General features: G+C 52.5%; 19 protein-coding genes and 1 tRNA gene. 3 read left to right on the plus strand and 17 right to left on the minus strand.

The window, feature by feature from the left end; translation table 11 throughout:
* Window positions 1-8: 8 nt before the first annotated feature.
* Complete coding sequence (locus ACPUC8_RS22360) at window positions 9-1,232, minus strand: SpoIIE family protein phosphatase (RefSeq protein WP_494927375.1); 1,224 nt, start codon at window positions 1,230-1,232, stop codon at window positions 9-11.
* A 139-nt stretch (window positions 1,233-1,371) separates the two neighbouring features.
* Window positions 1,372-2,697 (minus strand): methyl-accepting chemotaxis protein, encoded by a 1,326-nt coding sequence (locus ACPUC8_RS22365; protein ID WP_494927376.1) that lies wholly within the window; start codon window positions 2,695-2,697, stop codon window positions 1,372-1,374.
* 194 nt (window positions 2,698-2,891) lie between these two features.
* On the opposite strand from ACPUC8_RS22365, the gene ACPUC8_RS22370 reads away from it, so the two are divergent.
* Window positions 2,892-2,967: transfer RNA gene (locus ACPUC8_RS22370), tRNA-Phe, on the plus strand.
* Between the two features lie 189 nt (window positions 2,968-3,156).
* On the opposite strand, the gene ACPUC8_RS22375 is transcribed toward ACPUC8_RS22370, so the two are convergent.
* Entirely contained in the window at window positions 3,157-3,489 is a 333-nt protein-coding gene (locus tag ACPUC8_RS22375) for a MerR family transcriptional regulator (RefSeq protein WP_052205856.1), read from the minus strand.
* A gap of 73 nt (window positions 3,490-3,562) precedes the next feature.
* Here ACPUC8_RS22375 and ACPUC8_RS22380 point away from each other — a divergent pair, with 73 nt between their 5' ends.
* Window positions 3,563-3,943 (plus strand): EthD domain-containing protein, encoded by a 381-nt coding sequence (locus tag ACPUC8_RS22380; RefSeq protein ID WP_494927377.1) that lies wholly within the window; start codon window positions 3,563-3,565, stop codon window positions 3,941-3,943.
* Window positions 3,944-3,952: 9 nt separating this feature from the next.
* Here the strand turns inward: ACPUC8_RS22380 and ACPUC8_RS22385 are convergent, their stop codons facing one another.
* The 6 genes from ACPUC8_RS22385 to ACPUC8_RS22410 form a co-directional block, all read right to left on the minus strand.
* On the minus strand, window positions 3,953-5,995 hold the full coding sequence (locus ACPUC8_RS22385) for a pyridoxamine 5'-phosphate oxidase family protein (protein WP_494927378.1): 2,043 nt from the start codon (window positions 5,993-5,995) through the stop codon (window positions 3,953-3,955).
* A 10-nt stretch (window positions 5,996-6,005) separates the two neighbouring features.
* A complete protein-coding gene (locus ACPUC8_RS22390) occupies window positions 6,006-6,623 on the minus strand; it encodes a glutathione S-transferase family protein (protein WP_058968966.1) in 618 nt (205 codons plus the stop codon).
* A 163-nt stretch (window positions 6,624-6,786) separates the two neighbouring features.
* Complete coding sequence (gene celB, locus ACPUC8_RS22395) at window positions 6,787-8,139, minus strand: PTS cellobiose transporter subunit IIC (RefSeq protein ID WP_494927379.1); 1,353 nt, start codon at window positions 8,137-8,139, stop codon at window positions 6,787-6,789.
* A gap of 87 nt (window positions 8,140-8,226) precedes the next feature.
* Window positions 8,227-9,543 (minus strand): 6-phospho-beta-glucosidase, encoded by a 1,317-nt coding sequence (locus tag ACPUC8_RS22400; protein WP_494927380.1) that lies wholly within the window; start codon window positions 9,541-9,543, stop codon window positions 8,227-8,229.
* Window positions 9,536-9,877 (minus strand): PTS lactose/cellobiose transporter subunit IIA, encoded by a 342-nt coding sequence (locus ACPUC8_RS22405; protein ID WP_058968976.1) that lies wholly within the window; start codon window positions 9,875-9,877, stop codon window positions 9,536-9,538. The genes ACPUC8_RS22400 and ACPUC8_RS22405 overlap by 8 nt, the downstream gene beginning before the upstream one ends.
* Window positions 9,878-9,938: 61 nt before the next feature.
* Window positions 9,939-10,244, minus strand: coding sequence for a PTS sugar transporter subunit IIB (locus tag ACPUC8_RS22410; RefSeq protein ID WP_039327081.1), 306 nt, complete (start codon window positions 10,242-10,244; stop codon window positions 9,939-9,941).
* 292 nt (window positions 10,245-10,536) lie between these two features.
* On the opposite strand from ACPUC8_RS22410, the gene ACPUC8_RS22415 reads away from it, so the two are divergent.
* Window positions 10,537-11,535 (plus strand): MurR/RpiR family transcriptional regulator, encoded by a 999-nt coding sequence (locus ACPUC8_RS22415; protein WP_494927381.1) that lies wholly within the window; start codon window positions 10,537-10,539, stop codon window positions 11,533-11,535.
* On the opposite strand, the gene ACPUC8_RS22420 is transcribed toward ACPUC8_RS22415, so the two are convergent.
* The 8 genes from ACPUC8_RS22420 to ACPUC8_RS22455 form a co-directional block, all read right to left on the minus strand.
* Entirely contained in the window at window positions 11,516-12,055 is a 540-nt protein-coding gene (locus ACPUC8_RS22420) for a fimbrial protein (RefSeq protein WP_039327083.1), read from the minus strand. The two genes, ACPUC8_RS22415 and ACPUC8_RS22420, sit on opposite strands and share 20 nt — an antisense overlap.
* 8 nt (window positions 12,056-12,063) lie before the next feature.
* A complete protein-coding gene (locus ACPUC8_RS22425; RefSeq protein WP_494927382.1) occupies window positions 12,064-12,549 on the minus strand; it encodes a fimbrial protein in 486 nt (161 codons plus the stop codon).
* 9 nt (window positions 12,550-12,558) lie between these two features.
* Window positions 12,559-13,071 (minus strand): fimbrial protein, encoded by a 513-nt coding sequence (locus tag ACPUC8_RS22430; protein ID WP_082672277.1) that lies wholly within the window; start codon window positions 13,069-13,071, stop codon window positions 12,559-12,561.
* On the minus strand, window positions 13,064-13,684 hold the full coding sequence (locus ACPUC8_RS22435) for a fimbrial protein (RefSeq protein ID WP_153011391.1): 621 nt from the start codon (window positions 13,682-13,684) through the stop codon (window positions 13,064-13,066). The genes ACPUC8_RS22430 and ACPUC8_RS22435 overlap by 8 nt, the downstream gene beginning before the upstream one ends.
* Before the next feature lie 16 nt (window positions 13,685-13,700).
* Window positions 13,701-14,477, minus strand: coding sequence for a fimbria/pilus periplasmic chaperone (locus ACPUC8_RS22440; RefSeq protein WP_058969155.1), 777 nt, complete (start codon window positions 14,475-14,477; stop codon window positions 13,701-13,703).
* 38 nt (window positions 14,478-14,515) lie between these two features.
* A complete protein-coding gene (locus ACPUC8_RS22445) occupies window positions 14,516-17,038 on the minus strand; it encodes an outer membrane usher protein (protein ID WP_494927383.1) in 2,523 nt (840 codons plus the stop codon).
* Between the two features lie 14 nt (window positions 17,039-17,052).
* Window positions 17,053-17,601 (minus strand): fimbrial protein, encoded by a 549-nt coding sequence (locus ACPUC8_RS22450; protein ID WP_039327092.1) that lies wholly within the window; start codon window positions 17,599-17,601, stop codon window positions 17,053-17,055.
* A 76-nt stretch (window positions 17,602-17,677) separates the two neighbouring features.
* On the minus strand, window positions 17,678-18,217 hold the full coding sequence (locus tag ACPUC8_RS22455) for a fimbrial protein (protein ID WP_039327095.1): 540 nt from the start codon (window positions 18,215-18,217) through the stop codon (window positions 17,678-17,680).
* Window positions 18,218-18,250: the final 33 nt, after the last annotated feature.

Consider the following 18,250-nt stretch of genomic DNA (forward strand, 5'->3'; position numbering starts at 1 on the left):
GGTGCTCATTAATAACGGAAGCCAAACCAGGTGACGTCATCGCGTCGCGGCTGGTTGCCTTGCCAGTTGAGAAATTCCCGCTCAAATGTTGCTGATAGCTCAGCCATCGGCAGGGTTTGATATTGTGAAACCAGCGTCTGAATGCGCTTTTTGCCAAACATAATATGACGTTCGCCGCCGGGCTGATCGGTAACGCCATCGGTCATCACCAGCAGCATGTCGCCGGGGATGAGCGTGCGTTGATGCTGAGGCCAGACATAATCCTGCGGCGTATCGGTATAGCCCACTCCTACACGATCGGCCTTCAACGATTCCGCATCGCCCTCGGCAGGGTGCAACAGCGCATGCATACGTGCACTGGACCAGCTGAGTTGATGTTGTTGTGTATCGAGGCGCAGTGCGATGGCATCACAGCCGTCATTGGATAAGGACGTTTGCTGTGAAGCATTGAGCTGACCTAAGGTTTGCTTGATATGTCGATTCAACGATTGCAGCAGATCGGACGGTGCACGACGATTTTTCTGCAGGGCGTTTTCCAATGCCGATTGCAGGATTACCGTCATAAAGGCACCCGGAATGCCATGGCCGGTACAGTCGGCAATCAATGCCAGCCAGCCTTGCTCATCCTGATGGAACGCATAGTAATCGCCGCCCACGCCATCGCGCGGCTGCCAGTGCAGGCACCAGTCGTGAAGCTGCTGTGCCATTTGCTGTTTAGAACGATCGAGCATCGCGTCCTGAATCACGCGCGCATAGTCAATACTCTGCAAAATCTGCTGATGCTGCTGCGCCTGCAAATCCGAGACGGTGCGGATCAGATCGATACCCAAGCCGATGCCGATATAGCGGCCCTGCTCCGTGAGAATGAAGCCATCGGTAACCGATTTATCGCCGCTGGCCACCACCTGTTGTGCCACTTGATCAAGCTCGGTATCGGCATCAATCACCAGTGGCTCTTTATCCATAAAGGCGATGCAGCTTTTGCGGTCGTAGAGTTCGCGGAAGAAGGGGCGCGTCATCTGCGACAGGAAAATATGGCGGTTAATCATGCCGAACGGCGTGCCGTTTTCGACCACCGGCAGACCAATCAAATCTTTGTGTTCAGTAAACAACGCCATCACCGCGGTATTGTCGATGGCTGGACTCACAAACGGGACTTCAATGCACAGCGAACGCGCACGGGAGCGGCTCGACAAGGAGGCTAATCCTGCGCGTAAATCAGGCAACTGCATGGGAGTATTCTGGCGTTGGTTAGGAATTATCCTAGATTACTGCAATGCTATGACACTTTTATGTCATCAGCTTTGAACGTAGGGTGCGGCTCGCAGGCCGCACCCTACAAAACGTGGCGTGCACGTCGGTAGGCGCGGTTTATTGTTCTTCTTTTAATGCCTCAGCCACATGGCTGATAGCGCGTACCACTTCACTGGAGCTGCCGCGAATCTCGGAAATCACGCCACCGGCTTCTTTGGCAAGAACGACACCATGATCGGCGCGTTTCAGATTCGATTCGATGCCTTTCAGCGCTTTTTCCGCCAGCATATGGTTCTGCTGCACCATGTTCTCAATCTCGGTGGTTGCGCGGTTAATGTTAGCTGCCAGCGTACGCACCTCGTTAGCGACCACGGCAAAGCTACGGCCATGCTGACCGGCGCGGGCGGCTTCCACCGCTGCGTTGAGCGCTAACAGGTTGGTTTGATCGGCAATGCGGCGGATGCTCTCGACAATCGCACCGATGCGATCGGAAGACTCGCTCAGATTGTTGATATCACCGGAGATGCCATGCAACTCGCCCGCCAACTCATTGATGGTCTGCACGCTGTTTTCGATCACCGTGGCACCGAGTCGGGTGCTTTCGCTGGTTTGCAGCGCGGTTTGATAGGCCTGCTGTGCTGCTTCACGCTCGAGTTGGTTTTTCTCGACCTGCGCGGTGACATCAGTGGCAAATTTCACCACTTTGTAGAGTTCACCGGCTTCATTAAATACCGGGTTATAGGTTGCCCGGAGCCACACGGTGCGACCCAGCTTATTTAAACGCTCAAACTGTCCAGAGATGTATTCGCCCTGGTTCAGTTTGTGCCAGAAGCGGCGATACTCTTCGCTGTTACGTATTTCAGGCGGACAGAACTGGCTGTGGTGTACGCCAACCACCTCGCTGGCGCGATAGCCCATGGTTTTGAGGAAGTTGTCATTGGTCATCAACACTTCGCCTTTAAGGTTGAAGGCGATAACCGCCATCGAACGCTCAATGGCGGTGGTCATGGCGCGCTGTTCTTGTGCATCAATGATGCGTGCGGTGATATCACTCGCCAGCTTCACGATCTTGATCACCCGACCGCTGCGATCCTGCACCGGCACATAGTTGGCTTCGAGCCAGATAGGGCGGCTGTGTTTTGCCACGCGCAGGAATTTATCGCTGAATCCTTCGCCGCGATTTAAGCGGCGCCAGAAGTCGCGATACTGCGGCGAGTGAATCAAATCCTCAGTACAGAACATGCTGTGATGCTGGCCGACAATTTCCGGCAGCGTATAGCCCATGCGCTCAAGGAAAAGCTCATTGGCGCTGATAATCTTGCCTTCCGGTGAAAATTCGATCATCGCAATCGCATCCTGCAACGAGTTGAGCGTTGCGCTGCTATTGCCGCGTTTCTGCCACGCAAGACGCGACAGGATTCCCGATGTAATCGTGCTAAACATGGTGGACCTTATAATTGGTATTTATCGTCAAATCGGTTATCGGCGGGTGTGGTTAAAAATTCACCGCTAAAGTTAGTAGTTGCAGAATTTTTTTACCGAATGGTCTGAAGGTTGCTGTAAAAGCCAGCAGTCAGCGGGTTTTTGCAGAAAAGCGTTTGACGGTGCGGCCTGAGTAGGGTTTAATGCGCCCCGTTGCCCGGATAGCTCAGTCGGTAGAGCAGGGGATTGAAAATCCCCGTGTCCGTGGTTCGATTCCGCGTCCGGGCACCAACATTCTGAAAACCCAGCCTTATGGCTGGGTTTTTGCTTTTCAGAGATCGCATCCACCCCTCATCATTGAACAAGTAGATGCTGTAGTAATTCACGGCTCTTATTCAAATCATCAAACTGTCTTTCAATCTGCTGAAGCTGATNCTTATGGCTGGGTTTTTGCTTTTCAGAGATCGCATCCACCCCTCATCATTGAACAAGTAGATGCTGTAGTAATTCACGGCTCTTATTCAAATCATCAAACTGTCTTTCAATCTGCTGAAGCTGATCCTGAATTTTGTTTTTCAGCGCATCGCAGGGGGCAGTTCCTGAGTTCACGCAGTTGAGCAAGCCGATGATGGTCGGCAACGTAAAGCCCGCCCGGTTCAGCACTAATATTCGCTCCACTCGCGAAACATCATCGACCGTATAGCGCCGATATCCGGTCTCTGTTCGTTCTGGAACAAGTAACCCCGCCTCTTCGTAATAGCGCAGCATACGAATGCTCACACCGGTTAACGTGGCCAGCTTTCCTATTTGCATAATGTCCCTCTTGACCCTGACAGCACTGTCAGAGTGTAGGCTTTGAGCTTCATAGTGAATAGGAGTAAAGAAGATGTTGAAGCTAATCATGTGCGCAAAGAGAAACCCCGCAATTTCACGTGAGGAATTCGATCATCACTGGCGCAATGTTCATGCGCCACTGGTTCGCAAGCATGCGGAATTGTTAGGTATACGGCGCTACATCCAGACGGTGCCCTATGCCAACCCGGAGGCGCAAGATGCTTTACAGAAAATGCGCGGGACTTTAGCCGTGGATTTTGATGGCTGCGCGGAATTGTGGTGGGATGATTTACCCTCGCATCTCGCGGCCCGAAAAACGGAACAGGGTTTGGCGGCATTACGCGAGTTAATAGAAGATGAGCGCAAATTCGTGGATCTTGAAAACTCTCAGCTTTGGTATGGTGAAGAGAGAAGCATTATCCCGTTGTTATGATTTTGCGCTTTATAAATCCAACTGAATCGCCTCTATCTCGCCCTCCTGCTGCGCCGGAACCGCGCAGCAGATCAACACTTCATCCTCTGCCACTTTGGCACTCGGTCGCGTTTTATAGGTTACGGCACCTTTAAGCAGTCGGGTTTTGCAACTGCCGCAGTGGCCCTCGCGACAGCTGTATTCCGGGCTCAATCCGCGCGCTTCAGCTAACTCCAGCAGTGAACCGCTTTGCGGCGTCCAGCGGGCTTCTTTTAAAGACGACATAAATTTGATTGGTACAGCGCTGTTTGCCACGGGCGACAATAGCGTTGCAGGCTCATCGTTATCGGTGTGGCGCACCAGTGATGACGGCCCAAAAGCCTCGGCGTGAATACGCTGATCGGCAATGTTGTAGCTGCGCAGCCCGTCATACAGCGCCTGCGTGAACGGCGGCGGGCCGCACAAGTAAAAGTCGTAATCGTTGAACGGCAGCACTTGGGAGAGTAGGGCCATATCGATGCGTCCGGCAACATCGTAATCAAAACCCGCTTCTGCATCCTCGGTGTGACTCAGCACGCGTATCAGCCTGAACCCACCTTGCGCAGCCGCCAGCAGCGTATCTAACTCGCGCGCAAAAGGACGTTCGGCTTTGCTGTGTGCCGACTGGATAAAGTAGGTAGGACGCATACGCTGTTTGCGGCGTCCTTCAAAAACCAGATGGCGCAGCATCGCCAGCATCGGCGTGATGCCAACGCCTGCCGCCAGCAGAACCGCTGGACGCGTCTCGCTGGCATCGAGGGTGAAATCTCCGGCAGGGGCGCGGGTTTCAAGGCCATTGCCCACCTGCAGATGAGCGTGCAGGTAGTTTGAGACCACGCCATCACGCTTCACACTGATGCGGTAAAAACCGTCCGATGGCGCGACCGATAAGGTGTAGTGGCGAATCAGCGGTTTCTCTGTGTCGGGCAAGGTCACGCGAATCGGCAGATGTTGTCCGGCCAGATGCGGCAATAAACCCGCGCCATCATCCGGCATCAGATGGAAGGATCGAATTGAGGCGCTCTCATCGACAATTTTCGTCACTTTGAATGGACGCCAGCGCTGAGCCAGTTCGCTGGCGAGTAAATGTTTGGCGGCAGATTGCCAGTCGCCGGTCATCTCAGAGGCGGGTGAAATGCCCTCGGGATGGCTGCGCCAGCGCAAGGCCAGTGCCGCCCGACGGCGCACAATGCGGCGAGCGCGAAAGGTCCATAGCCGCTCGGCACCCTGGAAGGCGGCAATTTCTGGCGAATCAAGGATGACGCGGGCATCGCCGGTGATTTGCAGCGTATCGCCGCTGTGATAATCCACAAACAGCAACCCGGCTTTACCATTCTGATGGATATTACCGAGCGTGGAGAAGAACAGGTTGCCGTTAAAATCAGGGATGGTCAGCAGACCATCGTCATCGACCCGCACAAAGCCCGGTTTGCCGCCGCGATGTGAGACATCCACTTGCTGGTCCGCGTAGGTGGCGACGTAAAACGTATCGGCGGTGGCGAGGGTGGTGCGTGCCTCCGCATCCAGTGCGTTCAATTCTTCAACATCACCCGCAAAAGGCGCGTCAGGCTGGCGAGCAAAACGATAATCACGCAGCTGGATGTAACGCGGACAGTTACCAAAACTCTGTGTGACCTGCACCCGCAACCCTCCACCGATGGTGCTCAATACCCCGTTCATACGGTTACGGCGGCGGGTATGCAGTTCAATGCCGAGCAGGCCAACCGCTGCGCCATCCATGATGCCCGCCGCAGCCGGATCGCGGGCGTCCGGCTGCGCTTCAATATCTAGCGTGGTGGCGTTGGGCGAGAAAATAAATCCGGGTTGACCTTCCAGCAGCGTGGCCCAGGCATCGCCTTGTGCGTCGACGCTGCCCAGCACGATAAACGGCAACTGTGCATAGAAGTCGCGATGCTGATCGGGCATGAAATCGCGAATCACACGTTGACCGACCTCTGCCATACGTTCGGCCACGCCCGCTTGCTGTTGCAGGGCTATTTCACCTGCATGCCATACCGATAATTTCTCGCCCATGATGGCTCACTCACGCGATGCTGCGCAGACCCGCAGCGGTTTGGGGGAAGGGGACAAAACCGGGTAACGCTTCGATGCGGCGCAGCAGCGCATTGACCGCCGGATAACCGGAGAGATCCACATTGCCCTCCGGTGCACCGATGAGATAGCTGTACTGCGCGACATCCGCGACAGTGGGATGATCGCCGACCAGCCAGTCGCGTCCGGTCAGATGCTGCTCCATCAGCGCCAAAATCGCATGCGCGCGGGCGATGACTTCATCCGGGTTGAAAGGGCGGCCAAATACGGTGATCAAGCGCGCCGCGCAAGGGCCGTAAGCCAGTTCGCCCGCTGCTACCGATAACCAGCGCTGCACCTGCGCTGCTCCCAATGCATCTTCTGGCAGCCATTCGTGGCGACCCGATTTCTTCGCCAGATAGACCAGAATGGCGTTGGAGTCGGAGATATAAACACCTTCATCTTCCAGCACCGGTACCTGGCCGAACGGATTCATAGCGAGGAAGGCAGGCGTTTTGTGTTCGCCGCCTTTGAGGTCCACATCAATAACCTCGTGTGGCAAGCCAAGCAGTGACAGGAACAGGCGCGCACGATGCGCATGGCCAGAGAGTGGGAAGTGGTAGAGTTTCATCAGCGATATCCTTTAGTGGTGGCCGGGGCGATCCCGAACCTTGTCTAAAGGTTGTCACAGCCTGTGGCACGGCAGAATAGCCGGGTTTGCAAAGTCATTATTGCGGAAACTGGAAGAATGGGGATGTGATGGAAGGCGGCCTGATGGCCGCCCTAGAGATACGTTATGAAACCACCGGGTTGCCGGCCATAGCCTGCGCTTGCTGCTCGCTTTGCTGCTCTTCGCGATGCTTCAGGCGATCCCAGATGCGGAAAAACGGATAGTAAATCACCATTGAGATCGCCAAATTCACCACTTGCAGCACCGTACCGGAGATATGGCCGCCCGTGGCTAAATAGCCACTGACAAAAATCGGTGTGGTAAACGGCAGGGCGATCCCGGCGGGTGGCGCGACCAGTCCGGTGGTCATTGCCGCCCAGGAAACGATCACAAGCACCACCGGCGTCAGGATAAAAGGCAGGAACAGATACGGGTTCATCACCAACGGGATACCAAATACCAGTGGCTCGCTGATGTTGAACAGGGCTGCCGGTCCGGCAATTTTACCCAGTTGCTTCATCTGACGACTGCGCGAACGGATCAGCATGAAAATCACCAACCCCAACAGCGCACCGGTGCCGCCGGGTGCAATCCACAAATCATAAAACTGCTGCGTGAAGATGTGCGGAATCGGCTGGTTATGCTGAAACGCCTCGAGGTTCTCGCTCATGTTGGAGAGCCAGACTGGCTGGATAAACACCAACACAATCGCATCGCCATGCAGGCCCAGGGTCCAGAGGATACCAATCAGCAGCACCGAGAAAATCATGCCCGGCAGCGTGCCGCCCACGTGATGCATCGGCAACCCGATCACCGTGGCGATCAGATTATTAATATCGCCAAAAGGTGAGGCTTCCACGGCCAGACGGATCACCAGCACCACCGCCAGCACACAGAAACCCGGCACCAGCGCGAGAAAGGATTTCGCCACCGCAGGGGGAACGCCTTCCGGCATCTTGATCACCAGATTGCGGCTGTGGACGAAGCGATAGATCTCCGTCGACATCAGCGCAATCACAATCGCCACGAACAAGCCCTGGCTACCAATCATCGAGATTGGCAGTACGCCGGTCACCAGTTGTGCGGGCGCATTTTCAACCGGGGCGAACAGCGTCTGCTGCGGAATGGTCATTACAAAGGCGACTAACGCCATTGCGCCGCTGGTCAATGGGTCCAGCGTGCGGTACTTCTCCGCCAGACGATAGGCGATACCGAAGCTGGAGATTAGCGCCATGATGTCGTAGGTGGCACGTACCGGATAGAGCAGTTTGTTGCGCCAGCTATCACCAAACAGATCCGCCATCAGATGGCCCCATGCCGGGATGGGCAGGTAAGCGAAGATCAGGAAGAAACTGCCAATCAGCATAAAGGGCATGTTGAGAATGATGCCGTCGCGCACCGAGAGCACATGCTTCTGGCCAGCGACTTTCAGCGCTGCGGGCAACACATAACGTTCAATAAAAGTTCGGTTGGACACAGGGCCTCCTCAGGCTCAATGGCACAACAATATAATGGGCTCGGTAGCGGCGCGATTCATCGCGCAATAAATTGCGCCGCTACGGCATTACGCGTGATAGGTGAACTGGGGTAACCACGGCTTATTCAACGTCAACACCTCTGCCAGCAGGGCTTCCGCCGTGGCAACATCACCGACTAAGGGGTTGCCCAACAGCGCCAGCAGCGCCTGATGGCGATCGCCGTGCACTGCTGCTTCGATGGTCAGGCGTTCAAAGGCTTTGATTTGCTGCGTCAGGCCATTCATCAGCGGCGGCAGTTCACCAAACATCAGCGGATGCGCGCCTTGGGCATCCACCAGGCAATTGACCTCCACCACCGCATCATCCGGCAGGCCATGGATCGCGCCGTTATTACGGCAGTTCACCACCAGATTCTTGCCGCTGTTGTTATGAATCGCACTGATCAACTCGACCGCCACTTCCGAGTAATAAGCGCCGCCACGGAAACTGAGCTGCTCCGGTTTGTGCGCCAGATGCGGGTCGGCATACAGCTCAAACAGCTCGGCTTCCACCTTCATCACTTGCTCTGCACGCGTACCTTCATGGCCGTTTTGCGCTTTTTGCTGCTCTTCGGCCAGCATCTGGGGTGTCTGCCAGTAGTAGCGATGATAAGGACATGGAATGGCGTTGAGCGCACGCAGGAACGTCGGCGACCACGGCATATCCTTGATATTGTTCATGGTAAGTGACTGGCCGTCACAGAGTTGTTCAATCACCTGTGCAGTGACATCTTTGCCCCGACAGGTGACCTGATGCACCCACACCAGATGATTTAGCCCGGCAAAGCGCAGCTGTACCTCATCCCGCGACACGTTGAGCATGCCAGCAATCATATGATGCATATTCACCGGCACGTTACATAGCCCGATAATTTTGGCGTTGCTGTAGCACGATACCGCTTCCGTCACGATACCCGCGGGATTGGTGAAGTTGATGATAAAGGCATCGGGAGCCAGCTCTTCCACTTTGCGCGCGATATTCAGCATCACCGGAATGGTACGCAGAGCCTTGGCAAAACCGCCGACGCCGGTGGTCTCTTGGCCGAGACGGCCATATTTCAGGCCCAGGCGCTCATCGGCGGCACGCGCTGCCAGTTGGCCTACGCGCAATTGTGTCAGTACAAAGCGGGCACCGCGAATGGCATCGTCCAGTTCAAAGTGGACGCTGATTTTAACCTGCTCTAAACAACTCTTCTGCAGCATCCGGCGCGTGAGATCGGCGATGATATTCACCTTCTCGCGTCCCGATTCCACATCCACTAACGCCAACTCCGTGACCGGCAGTTGTGCATAACGATTGATAATCCCTTCAACCAGCTCCGGTGAATAGCTGCTGCCACCACCAATAATCGCCATCTTAAGCATCGGTTCCTCCTGCCGCAGTGCGGCGGTAGAGTTCTATGATTTCGCCCGCCAGATCCTGAATTAACATGGCGTTCATCAAGTGATCCTGGGCATGTACCAAAATCAGGGTGACCGCGAGTTTGCCGCTGCCTTCATCAAGACCAATTAACGCGGTTTGCTGCTGGTGCGCGCCGTTGATGCTCTCTTTCGCAGAGGCTAATTGCTGTTCAGCGGCAGCAAACTGGCCTTCACGCGCCAGTCGCAGTGCGCTGAGCGCTGCACTGCGGGCTGCACCGGCCTGAACCAGCAGCAACATGATTTGCTCTTCAAAATCGATAACCACGTCTTCGGACATGCAGAATCCCCCACAGCACAGGGCCGTGTTTCAATCAGTAGATTTGGGTAAAACGGGTGAATTAAGCGGTGTGCAACGCCAGGGCTTTATCCAACACCTGCTCGCCACGCATCATGCCGTAATCCATCATGTCGATGACGGCGACAGCTTTACCCTGCGGCGTCGCAATGGCGGTTAGCCGGGCAGCTTCAAACTGCACCTGTGGGCCGAGCAGCACCACATCGGCATCGGGCAGGATGCGTTCAAATTCCGCCACTGGCACGGCTTTGATATCAATCGCCAGTCCACGTCCTTGAGCAGCACTCTGCATTTTGGTGACCAGCATGCTGGTGGACATCCCTGCTGCACAGCAAAGTACGATACGCATATGATTTCCTTCTGTGATTTGTCGGGGCCATTTAAGACCCGTCTCTGCGGTGCTGTAAATACCCTCGGGACAGACGATTTTCTGATGAATGTGAGATAAGTCATTAATAATCAGTGAATTGAATTATCTTTGTTTGTGAAAATATTTTTCATGAGTGTGATCGGTGCTTTAATTTATCGTTAATAAGCGCTGTTTTAAGCAGGGTAAAGACGTAATCAGATGAAAAAAAACTCACATTGAAAAATATTTTCATGCATGATGAGTGTTCGCAAATTGAGGATGTGGTGAGCGAATGGATATTGTCTGGCAGCTGCGACAGCAGTCGGCACGGGTGGATGCACCGGAATCTAGGCTGGCGCGTTTTATTCTGGATAACTTGCACGTCAGCGCGCAGGCCACGATGGAAAGTCTGGCTACCCAAGCGGGCGTCAGTCCTGAAGTGCTGCGTCGTTTTGCCGCCTCTGCTGGCTGTCGCGATCTGGATGATTTTCTACACCAGGTGCGTAAAGCTGGCCAGCAGCAGGAAGGCGCATTCATCGAGGTGATCCGCCAGCGGCAGCCGTCACTGAGCCATCAGGAAAATCGTGTGGCACTGGCCATCCTTAACGATATGGCGTTTGCCGCATCCGCCACTATTGAGCAACTGGCCGGACGCGCCGAAGTCAGCGCTGCCACCATCACCCGATTTGCGCGTTCGGTGGGCTGTGAAGATATCCGCGATTTGCGCATGCGTCTGGCGCGCGCCAGTTCGGTGCCATCAGCGCGCCGTGCACAAAACATTCCACAGCTTGAGACGATTCATCAGGCACTGGCACAGCAGTGGTCGCTGGCTGAAGAGGTAACCTGGGAGCGTGCTGCGCTTATGCTTCGGAATGCCCGAAGTGTGTTATTGATTGGGGCCGCAGGACAGACCACACCGCTGGTAGCAGAAGTTCACCAGCGACTTACAACGGCAGGACTGGCACTGGCATGGATTCAGGACGACAACCTGCTGCGTATGACGCTGAGCCGCTTACAGCCGGATGATTTACTGTTAATCCCCGCGCCAGATACGGTGAACAGCAGCGTGCTGAGTGCGGTACACCATGCACACATCCAGAAAACAGCGGTGATTGCGATCTGCCCAGCAGCGCTGGATCTGGCGAACCAGGCAGATGTTTGGCTGCCGCTGCCGGAAAATCAAAGCGCGCGTAGCTATGGCATTCTTTGCGCGCTAGACCGATTAGAAACGGCACTGGCATCGCCGCAAGACAATGCTGCACCAACGCAGGTCAAAGATAATTCAGGATAAATGTCGTAGTGGCCGTGAATTGTCCATGGCCAATCCGACGATTTAGGATGGCATCGGGTTCGCCCTGCATATAAGCCTGGAATGCCAGCACCATATTGCCGGTCTGCAGTGCTCTTACAGGCGCAGGCTTATTGATGCTGATAGTAGAACCGTCCAGACCCTCAATGCCAATCGCAACGCCACTGGCAATGCTACCTGCATCAAGGCGTAATAATCCCGGTAAAGCCGTATTTTCAATACCTTGAAAGGTAATCTCGACCTCTTTAACAACACTGACATCGCAATCTTCTAAATGAATCAGTAAAGGCCGACTTGGCGTGCGGGAAAAGCGATAGAGATATTTATCTATGACTTCTCCAAAATCGAGTTTTATTAACTCATCGCCCGGTCGTATAACACAGGGTGCATCGACGAGGCTACCGCGCATAATAAGATTTTCCGCTGCGTTGACCGCAGAAGGAGAGAGGAAACCAAAGGTCCACACGAACAGGAAACCTAACAATGTAATAGTTTTCTTCATCAAGAGTCCTATTGATAGTCTGCAATGATTGTGGCTCGTGATGTAAAGGCCCCCGAAGAAGGCAATGATGCCGGATTAGCCACAGGGACAACCGTTAAAGTAGGAGGCCGTAAAAGGTTGATGGCAATATATTGGTTTATACGGAGCGGGGAGCCATCTTGTTCAACTCTAATTCCTAACCCACTCTGATTAGTGACAACAGCGGTGTTATCAAAGCTTGAAGGTGTTCCTTGTACACTCAGTCGCACACTTCCCGTTCCCGTGCAATTTACTGAATAGGGTACGGGGCGGCGATATTTATCCCCATCAATGGAACGAATAATTAAGGTATCGAAATCAATTTCGATTAGCCCACCATTATTTATTTCACAGGGAATAGATTCTACAAGTGTTCCCTTAAAGCTGACATTTGTGGCTTGTGCCAATGGAAGCATTATAAATGAACAAGCCAATATTAATGCCTGTTGTCCGTTAAGACGTTTTACGTGTCTCATTGTTCTTCCCTATTGATACTCAACCAGCAATGTTGATGTTGCTGTAAAAGCCCCGCCCGTGACAGTGCCGCTGCGATTTTTAACCAGCACAGCACTTAATGCCGGGCGTGCAGGATCGGTGAAATTGTGCCAACTATTTACCGCCATTTTTGTACCGTTGCTTTTTAACTCAATAGCGAGATTGGCTTTGCTGGTGCTAAGCACTGTTGTGTCAAAAGAGGCCCCCGCTCCGCGCAACTGCATTTTCAATGATTTTGATGTGGCTGAAGAACAGTCAAGTACATAAGGTATTGGGCGTTCATAAATACGGCTATCAATGCGTGAAATGATAATGTCATTGCCAAAGTCTATTGGGATATCTCTATTGCCGTTTACGATGCAGGGTGCCGATAAAACTTTAACCTTCACCGTGGCAATGGTCGAAAATGCCTGTACATAACCGGGAAAAGGCATAAGGGCGAGTAGCGTCGCCATTATGCAGATTAGGGTATCTTTTCTTTTCCTTGAGGATGAATTAATCATAGTTCAACCTGAAGTTCACAGTGGCAAAATAGCTTCCGGCACGGAGATTATTGTGCGTGCGTTCCGGAGCAATGTAATAAATGACGACATGACTTGCTGGTGTGATGAGTAGTGGTTTGCCGCGCTGCCCGAGTGTGACGTTATTTCGCAACGCGTCTTTTATACGCAGCCCAATACCTTCTACACCGTGAGTTTTAATTAATTGCGGATTATCAATGTCCTCAATCCCGGTGAAGGTGAAGGAAGCGGCTGGCTGGCTGGCGCTCCAGGTCAGATTGCCTTTTACATCGCGATTGGCCGATGAGGTACGTAGGCAGTCATGCAAGTAGAGGGCAACGGGAACAAGGTTACCTGTATCGCCGGGATTCTGCAGTTTACCTGTGGCGATATTGCCCAAAGAGACTGATTGATCAGCCGAACGCATATCTAACCGGCAGGCGCTTTCGGTCAAGGTGCCGTGGGCACGGATAACCCCATAGTTGCCATCTACCAGACCATCAGTAAAGCCGGCTTGCGCCATTGAGGAAAAGAGGATTGCGCAAGATATTAATGCTGAACCTTGCATCTTACGCATTCCAGAGGCTGAACGTGCTGCAATGACGATTATTTGCATTTCATCATTTCCCTGATTATTTTGGCGTTGCACGTTTACTGGTATCTACGGTGCAAGTATTTCCGCTGCATTTAAAGGTTAAGGCTGTTTGGCCGCCGTAATCATTAACGTAAACCAGCACGGGCGTCTGCCCTAAAGCTGCTGTGCTGCCGCCCATCGCCGCCTGACTTTTCGGTGCGATCATCAGTGCTTCAAATCCTTTAATCACGTCGCCCTCTTTTTTGGCGCTCGCACCAATCAAGGTGACGTAATAAGGAGTCGGATTTACAACAGTATATTTATCACCACTTTTACTGAGGGTGATTTTTTCCTGGAATGGTAATGCTTGCTGTGCAGCCGCGGCTTCTGCTAATGCCGCAGGGCGATAAAACACTTTAATACGTGTTTGCAGGGCAATCTGCAATACATTGGGTTTGTCACTTTTAGGTGGGATCTCTCTCAGATTGAAATAAAAAAGAGACTCTCGATCCTGTGGTAATTTTTTAAATGCCTCAGAAGAGGTGAGTGCCTGAATTTTTACCTGACTTTCAGCTCGGGGTTCAATACGTTGTACCGGCGGTACGACCGTCAACGGATTGTTATTATCCAGTTTTTCACCTTGTTCATCTTCAAGCCATCCTTGAGCCAGATAAGGCAATTCAGTGTTTTGGTTACTTACGGTCAAACTTACTGATTTCTCTGACCCGGGGAATACGACACGTGTTCTGTCCAATGAAATGGCGGCAGAAACAGAATGGGCAATAAAGCTCAATGTCGTGGCGGCGAAGATGTTCACTAATGTTTTTCTTTTCATCATTGACCTACAGAGTCTCATCATTGGAGTGTGTTTATTTATGACGTTACGATTGTTTCGCAAGGAAGTAGTAAATTATTCATCATGTTGTCCGGTAAAGTGTTCGGCAGGGAAATTTCGCATTGTTCCGCATTATTCCAACGTACTGTCATGGTATCACCGGCATTAATTCCGCTCAGATAGACACGGCCATAATCATTAACAATGCCGGTTTCCTGTTTTTTTGTATTCAGTACGATGGCACCAAACGGCGGCGAACTGCCATCAGCCAGACGGATGACCGCCATGGCTTTTTCACCGGAAATGACGTTGAAGTTACGATAGCCAATCGCCCCCTCGGTCAGCGTACCCTGTGCCACCGATTGGCTGGCTTCGACATTGTCTGCCAGTTTATCGATGTTGATTCGCACGCTGTTGCGATAGTAGCTGCTGATATCACTCACCACCGCTTTACCGAAACGGTTGGTATAAACGGGGTTACCGTAACTGCCGACAGGCACACCGGCAACGCCATCGGTGTCAACTAACATCCTTGTGCCACCCAGGATATTAGTGCGATGTAATGCACCGCCTTTAGTGGTGAGTGTTGCGCCGCCTTGCAGGGCAACGCCTAATGCGCTGTGTTGGCCCTCGCGATAGCTTGCCGAGCTGTTGACCTTAGCCAGGGTGCCGTTATGGGTATAGTAGCCACTCAGATCGGCGCCCTGACGTGCAACACCTGCACTCACCTGATAGGAGTCAGCATCGTCCAGCCGACTGTAATAACTCGCACTTTGACGGTTATCTCCTTTGGTATAGGAACCGTTGTAACTTACCGTTCCGGATTCGCCCCACGGTAATGACAGTGACATGTACATGCCGTCATCATTGGTGTTATTCAATTTGTTACGATAAGCCGTAAGTGAGAGGCTAAGATTTCTGAAGCGGCCAAGATCGAAATAACGGGAAAGCGATAAGTCATAACGATCGTTGGCTGGTTGGTTCCAGAATGTCTGATGGTTGTAATTGACATACGCGGTCAGATTGAGCGATTCAAATTGCTGATTCAGAGAGAGGGTATACATCTCTTTGCTGCGCCCGGTGGTGATATCGCCATCCCGTGAATCCAGATATTCGGCCATGGAGCGAAAGCCGCTATCGGAAAAGCGATAACCGGCGAACGTCACCTGACTCCCTGTTTGCTCAAAGCGTTTGGCGTAACTCAGGCGGTAAGATCCGCCGCGCTGGGTATCCCGGCTCGGGATTTTAGCCTGCGACATCGTTACATCTGAGGATAGAGCGCCAAAAGCCAATAGATCACGACCCACCCCCACGGAAAAAGCGTTGTAATCTTCCCCGCCCATGCCTCCACCATAGAGTGACCAGCCATTACTGATGCCCCATGAAAGCTCGCTGGCAGCGAACACCGGCCCATCAACACGATGCTTCCAGTCCGATGGTTTCCCCACGGCGGTTTTAAAACGCACTTGTCCCGGCCGGGTGAGATACGGAATGGTGGCGGTGCTCACTTGGTACTGCTTAACACTGCCGTCCTGCTCTTCAATGCGTACATCAAGATTGCCAGACACCGCACTATCGAGATCCTGAATACGGTATGGACCCGCAGCTACCTGCACCTCTTTGATGATACGCCCTTGCTGGCTGATGATGATTTTGGCATTGCTGTTCGCCACACCGCTGACTTCCGGTGCGTAGCCGCGCAAATTAGGGGGCAACATGTTGTCATCAGATACCAGACTGAGTCCGGTAAATCGGAAGCTGTCGAAGATTGCCGAGTTGAGGTAATCCTCGCCCATAATGAATTTCGCGCCGATCTTACTTAGCGCGCGATAAGCGTAGAACCTGCTCCAATCCCAGGAGCGGGTATTCGCCTCGTGATGGCTACCGTTGCGACGATCGTAACGAGTTTGCCAATCGGCACGTACCCGCCAGGCATCAAAGTTCGCGCCGCTGGTACCGTTACCGGATAAGTTGGTTGCGCTGCCGCCGCCCGCCCCCTTTTGCTGCAGGGTTTGCAGGTTGAGATTGTAGTCAAAGAGTGCACCTGTGATGCCCTCTTCCCAACGAGCAGGTGGATCCCAATAGGGACTGCTGTACTCTAAATAAGCTTGCGGGATACTAATGAACAGCGCTGATTTTCCTAAATCACCGCGTACTTCCATGCCTTTAATGCTTTCCAGTTTGAGGCACTGTTGGTTATGCCACCACGAGAGGTCAGTTAAGGCTGATTCCTTCAGGCCTAACTGAGACACCATCTCTGGCGTAATGCAGGCCACAGTTTGATTGGCGTCATCTTCTGCTGGGTAGAAGTGAACCTGGCGTTCAGGCAGCGTGTTCGCATTAAGATTAATGCCCAGGGTATAAGTACCCGGCAAAATAAAACCTTTACGTGAAAACTGGCTCAAATCGATATTGCTGCGATCACTAAGATCAAGCACATCTGTGTTGAACTGCACATCACTGACAGCAAGGGATGAAGATAATTTCCCGATGAATAATGTTGTCCCCACTACGAAGACAAAAATGAGATAACCTATATGGCGAGGAAGGCATTTCAGCATGATGGCGTGCCTCGTTAATTATAATCGATTCTAAAACGAATCGTTAATTGGTGGTCGCCAGCTTGCAATATTTCCTGGTTACCCACTAAGTTGAGCGTGTATTTAAGATGCATATTCTCGACCATGAGATCACCTTCAGGCAGATGTACCCCCGGCGTTGCGACATTGCCAATAAGATCGCTGATTCTGACGGATACACCACTGGCGGTACCGGACGTTTTAAAATGGCCTTTGTCATTTTCACCATCAAACATCACTTTAAATTTTTTCCAGTCAGATTTGCTGGGATCCAGGCTTGTCAATGTGCAGCCATATAATCGAATGGAAAACTCTTTTTTAGGCCCTTGGCCTTCTCTAATGATTTTGCTAATGGGATGATTACCCATATATAAAGTCTGATCGCGATCGCCGACGTCAATCGCACAGGGCGTTTCGACAATTGATCCCGTCATATTTAAACGACCAAAACCTTCGGCGTTTGCGAAGGTTTTGGTCATACTTAAAGCGCTGCACAATACCAGGAATGGGGCCGCATAGCGTAAAAATAAGGGCTTCCAAAACATCAATAAGCTCCAGAATACGGTACAGGTAAAAAGACCTGCGGCAGGGGCGCCGCAGGCCAATTAGTCACGCATATTGTTAGATGTAATTCAGTACGAAATTAGTCGGTACCTGGAATGTGCCAGGTACAATGGTGGCGGTTGCGCCGCCGCCCTTCACGCTGGCAGCAAAGGTCAGCGTGTTTTTGCCATCAACAACGGTTTGGCCTACTGTCGCGGTATTCAGTTTCACTTTGGAGCCGTCAGCGGCGGTCAGAACAATAGACGCACCGCTGGCATCACCCCCTACCAGCGCCAGGCTTTCTGCATCATAAGGAGAAGCTGTACCAGTGAAGGTCACTGTGACTTTATCTTTAGTGCCCGGCGTAGCAATAACGCAATCTTCCAGTTCAATATGGAAAGGCTTTGCACTTGAAGAACCGGTATTACCGTTTGCAGCCAGCACCACATTGGAAATAGCGCCGAGCGGAACGGTTTGATCTAATGAACCCGGAGCGATGGAGCAAGGTGCATCAATAATGGAACCGGTAAAAGTGACTTTTCCGGTTCCACCCGCAGCGTGTACAGAGGAAACAGCAAACAGGCTAAACATAGACAAGGCGATAAGACTCTTTTTCATTTAATATCTTCCATTGAGTTTTTTCTTCATGTT

This window comes from Pantoea sp. CFCC18177 (assembly GCF_059412425.1).

What these genes read in the sequence shown, in the direction of transcription:
- ACPUC8_RS22430 (WP_082672277.1), bottom strand. Translation starts at nt 13,071, where the DNA reads ATGATTAATTCATCCTCAAGGAAAAGAAAAGATACCCTAATCTGCATA.
- ACPUC8_RS22365 (WP_494927376.1), bottom strand. Translation starts at nt 2,697, where the DNA reads ATGTTTAGCACGATTACATCGGGAATCCTGTCGCGTCTTGCGTGGCAG.
- ACPUC8_RS22405 (WP_058968976.1), bottom strand. Translation starts at nt 9,877, where the DNA reads ATGTCCGAAGACGTGGTTATCGATTTTGAAGAGCAAATCATGTTGCTG.
- ACPUC8_RS22410 (WP_039327081.1), bottom strand. Translation starts at nt 10,244, where the DNA reads ATGCGTATCGTACTTTGCTGTGCAGCAGGGATGTCCACCAGCATGCTG.
- ACPUC8_RS22455 (WP_039327095.1), bottom strand. Translation starts at nt 18,217, where the DNA reads ATGAAAAAGAGTCTTATCGCCTTGTCTATGTTTAGCCTGTTTGCTGTT.
- ACPUC8_RS22380 (WP_494927377.1), top strand. Translation starts at nt 3,563, where the DNA reads ATGTTGAAGCTAATCATGTGCGCAAAGAGAAACCCCGCAATTTCACGT.
- ACPUC8_RS22390 (WP_058968966.1), bottom strand. Translation starts at nt 6,623, where the DNA reads ATGAAACTCTACCACTTCCCACTCTCTGGCCATGCGCATCGTGCGCGC.
- ACPUC8_RS22375 (WP_052205856.1), bottom strand. Translation starts at nt 3,489, where the DNA reads ATGCAAATAGGAAAGCTGGCCACGTTAACCGGTGTGAGCATTCGTATG.
- ACPUC8_RS22385 (WP_494927378.1), bottom strand. Translation starts at nt 5,995, where the DNA reads ATGGGCGAGAAATTATCGGTATGGCATGCAGGTGAAATAGCCCTGCAA.
- ACPUC8_RS22445 (WP_494927383.1), bottom strand. Translation starts at nt 17,038, where the DNA reads ATGCTGAAATGCCTTCCTCGCCATATAGGTTATCTCATTTTTGTCTTC.
- ACPUC8_RS22415 (WP_494927381.1), top strand. Translation starts at nt 10,537, where the DNA reads ATGGATATTGTCTGGCAGCTGCGACAGCAGTCGGCACGGGTGGATGCA.
- ACPUC8_RS22450 (WP_039327092.1), bottom strand. Translation starts at nt 17,601, where the DNA reads ATGTTTTGGAAGCCCTTATTTTTACGCTATGCGGCCCCATTCCTGGTA.
- ACPUC8_RS22420 (WP_039327083.1), bottom strand. Translation starts at nt 12,055, where the DNA reads ATGAAGAAAACTATTACATTGTTAGGTTTCCTGTTCGTGTGGACCTTT.
- ACPUC8_RS22400 (WP_494927380.1), bottom strand. Translation starts at nt 9,543, where the DNA reads ATGCTTAAGATGGCGATTATTGGTGGTGGCAGCAGCTATTCACCGGAG.
- ACPUC8_RS22435 (WP_153011391.1), bottom strand. Translation starts at nt 13,684, where the DNA reads ATGCAAATAATCGTCATTGCAGCACGTTCAGCCTCTGGAATGCGTAAG.
- ACPUC8_RS22425 (WP_494927382.1), bottom strand. Translation starts at nt 12,549, where the DNA reads ATGAGACACGTAAAACGTCTTAACGGACAACAGGCATTAATATTGGCT.
- ACPUC8_RS22440 (WP_058969155.1), bottom strand. Translation starts at nt 14,477, where the DNA reads ATGAAAAGAAAAACATTAGTGAACATCTTCGCCGCCACGACATTGAGC.
- ACPUC8_RS22360 (WP_494927375.1), bottom strand. Translation starts at nt 1,232, where the DNA reads ATGCAGTTGCCTGATTTACGCGCAGGATTAGCCTCCTTGTCGAGCCGC.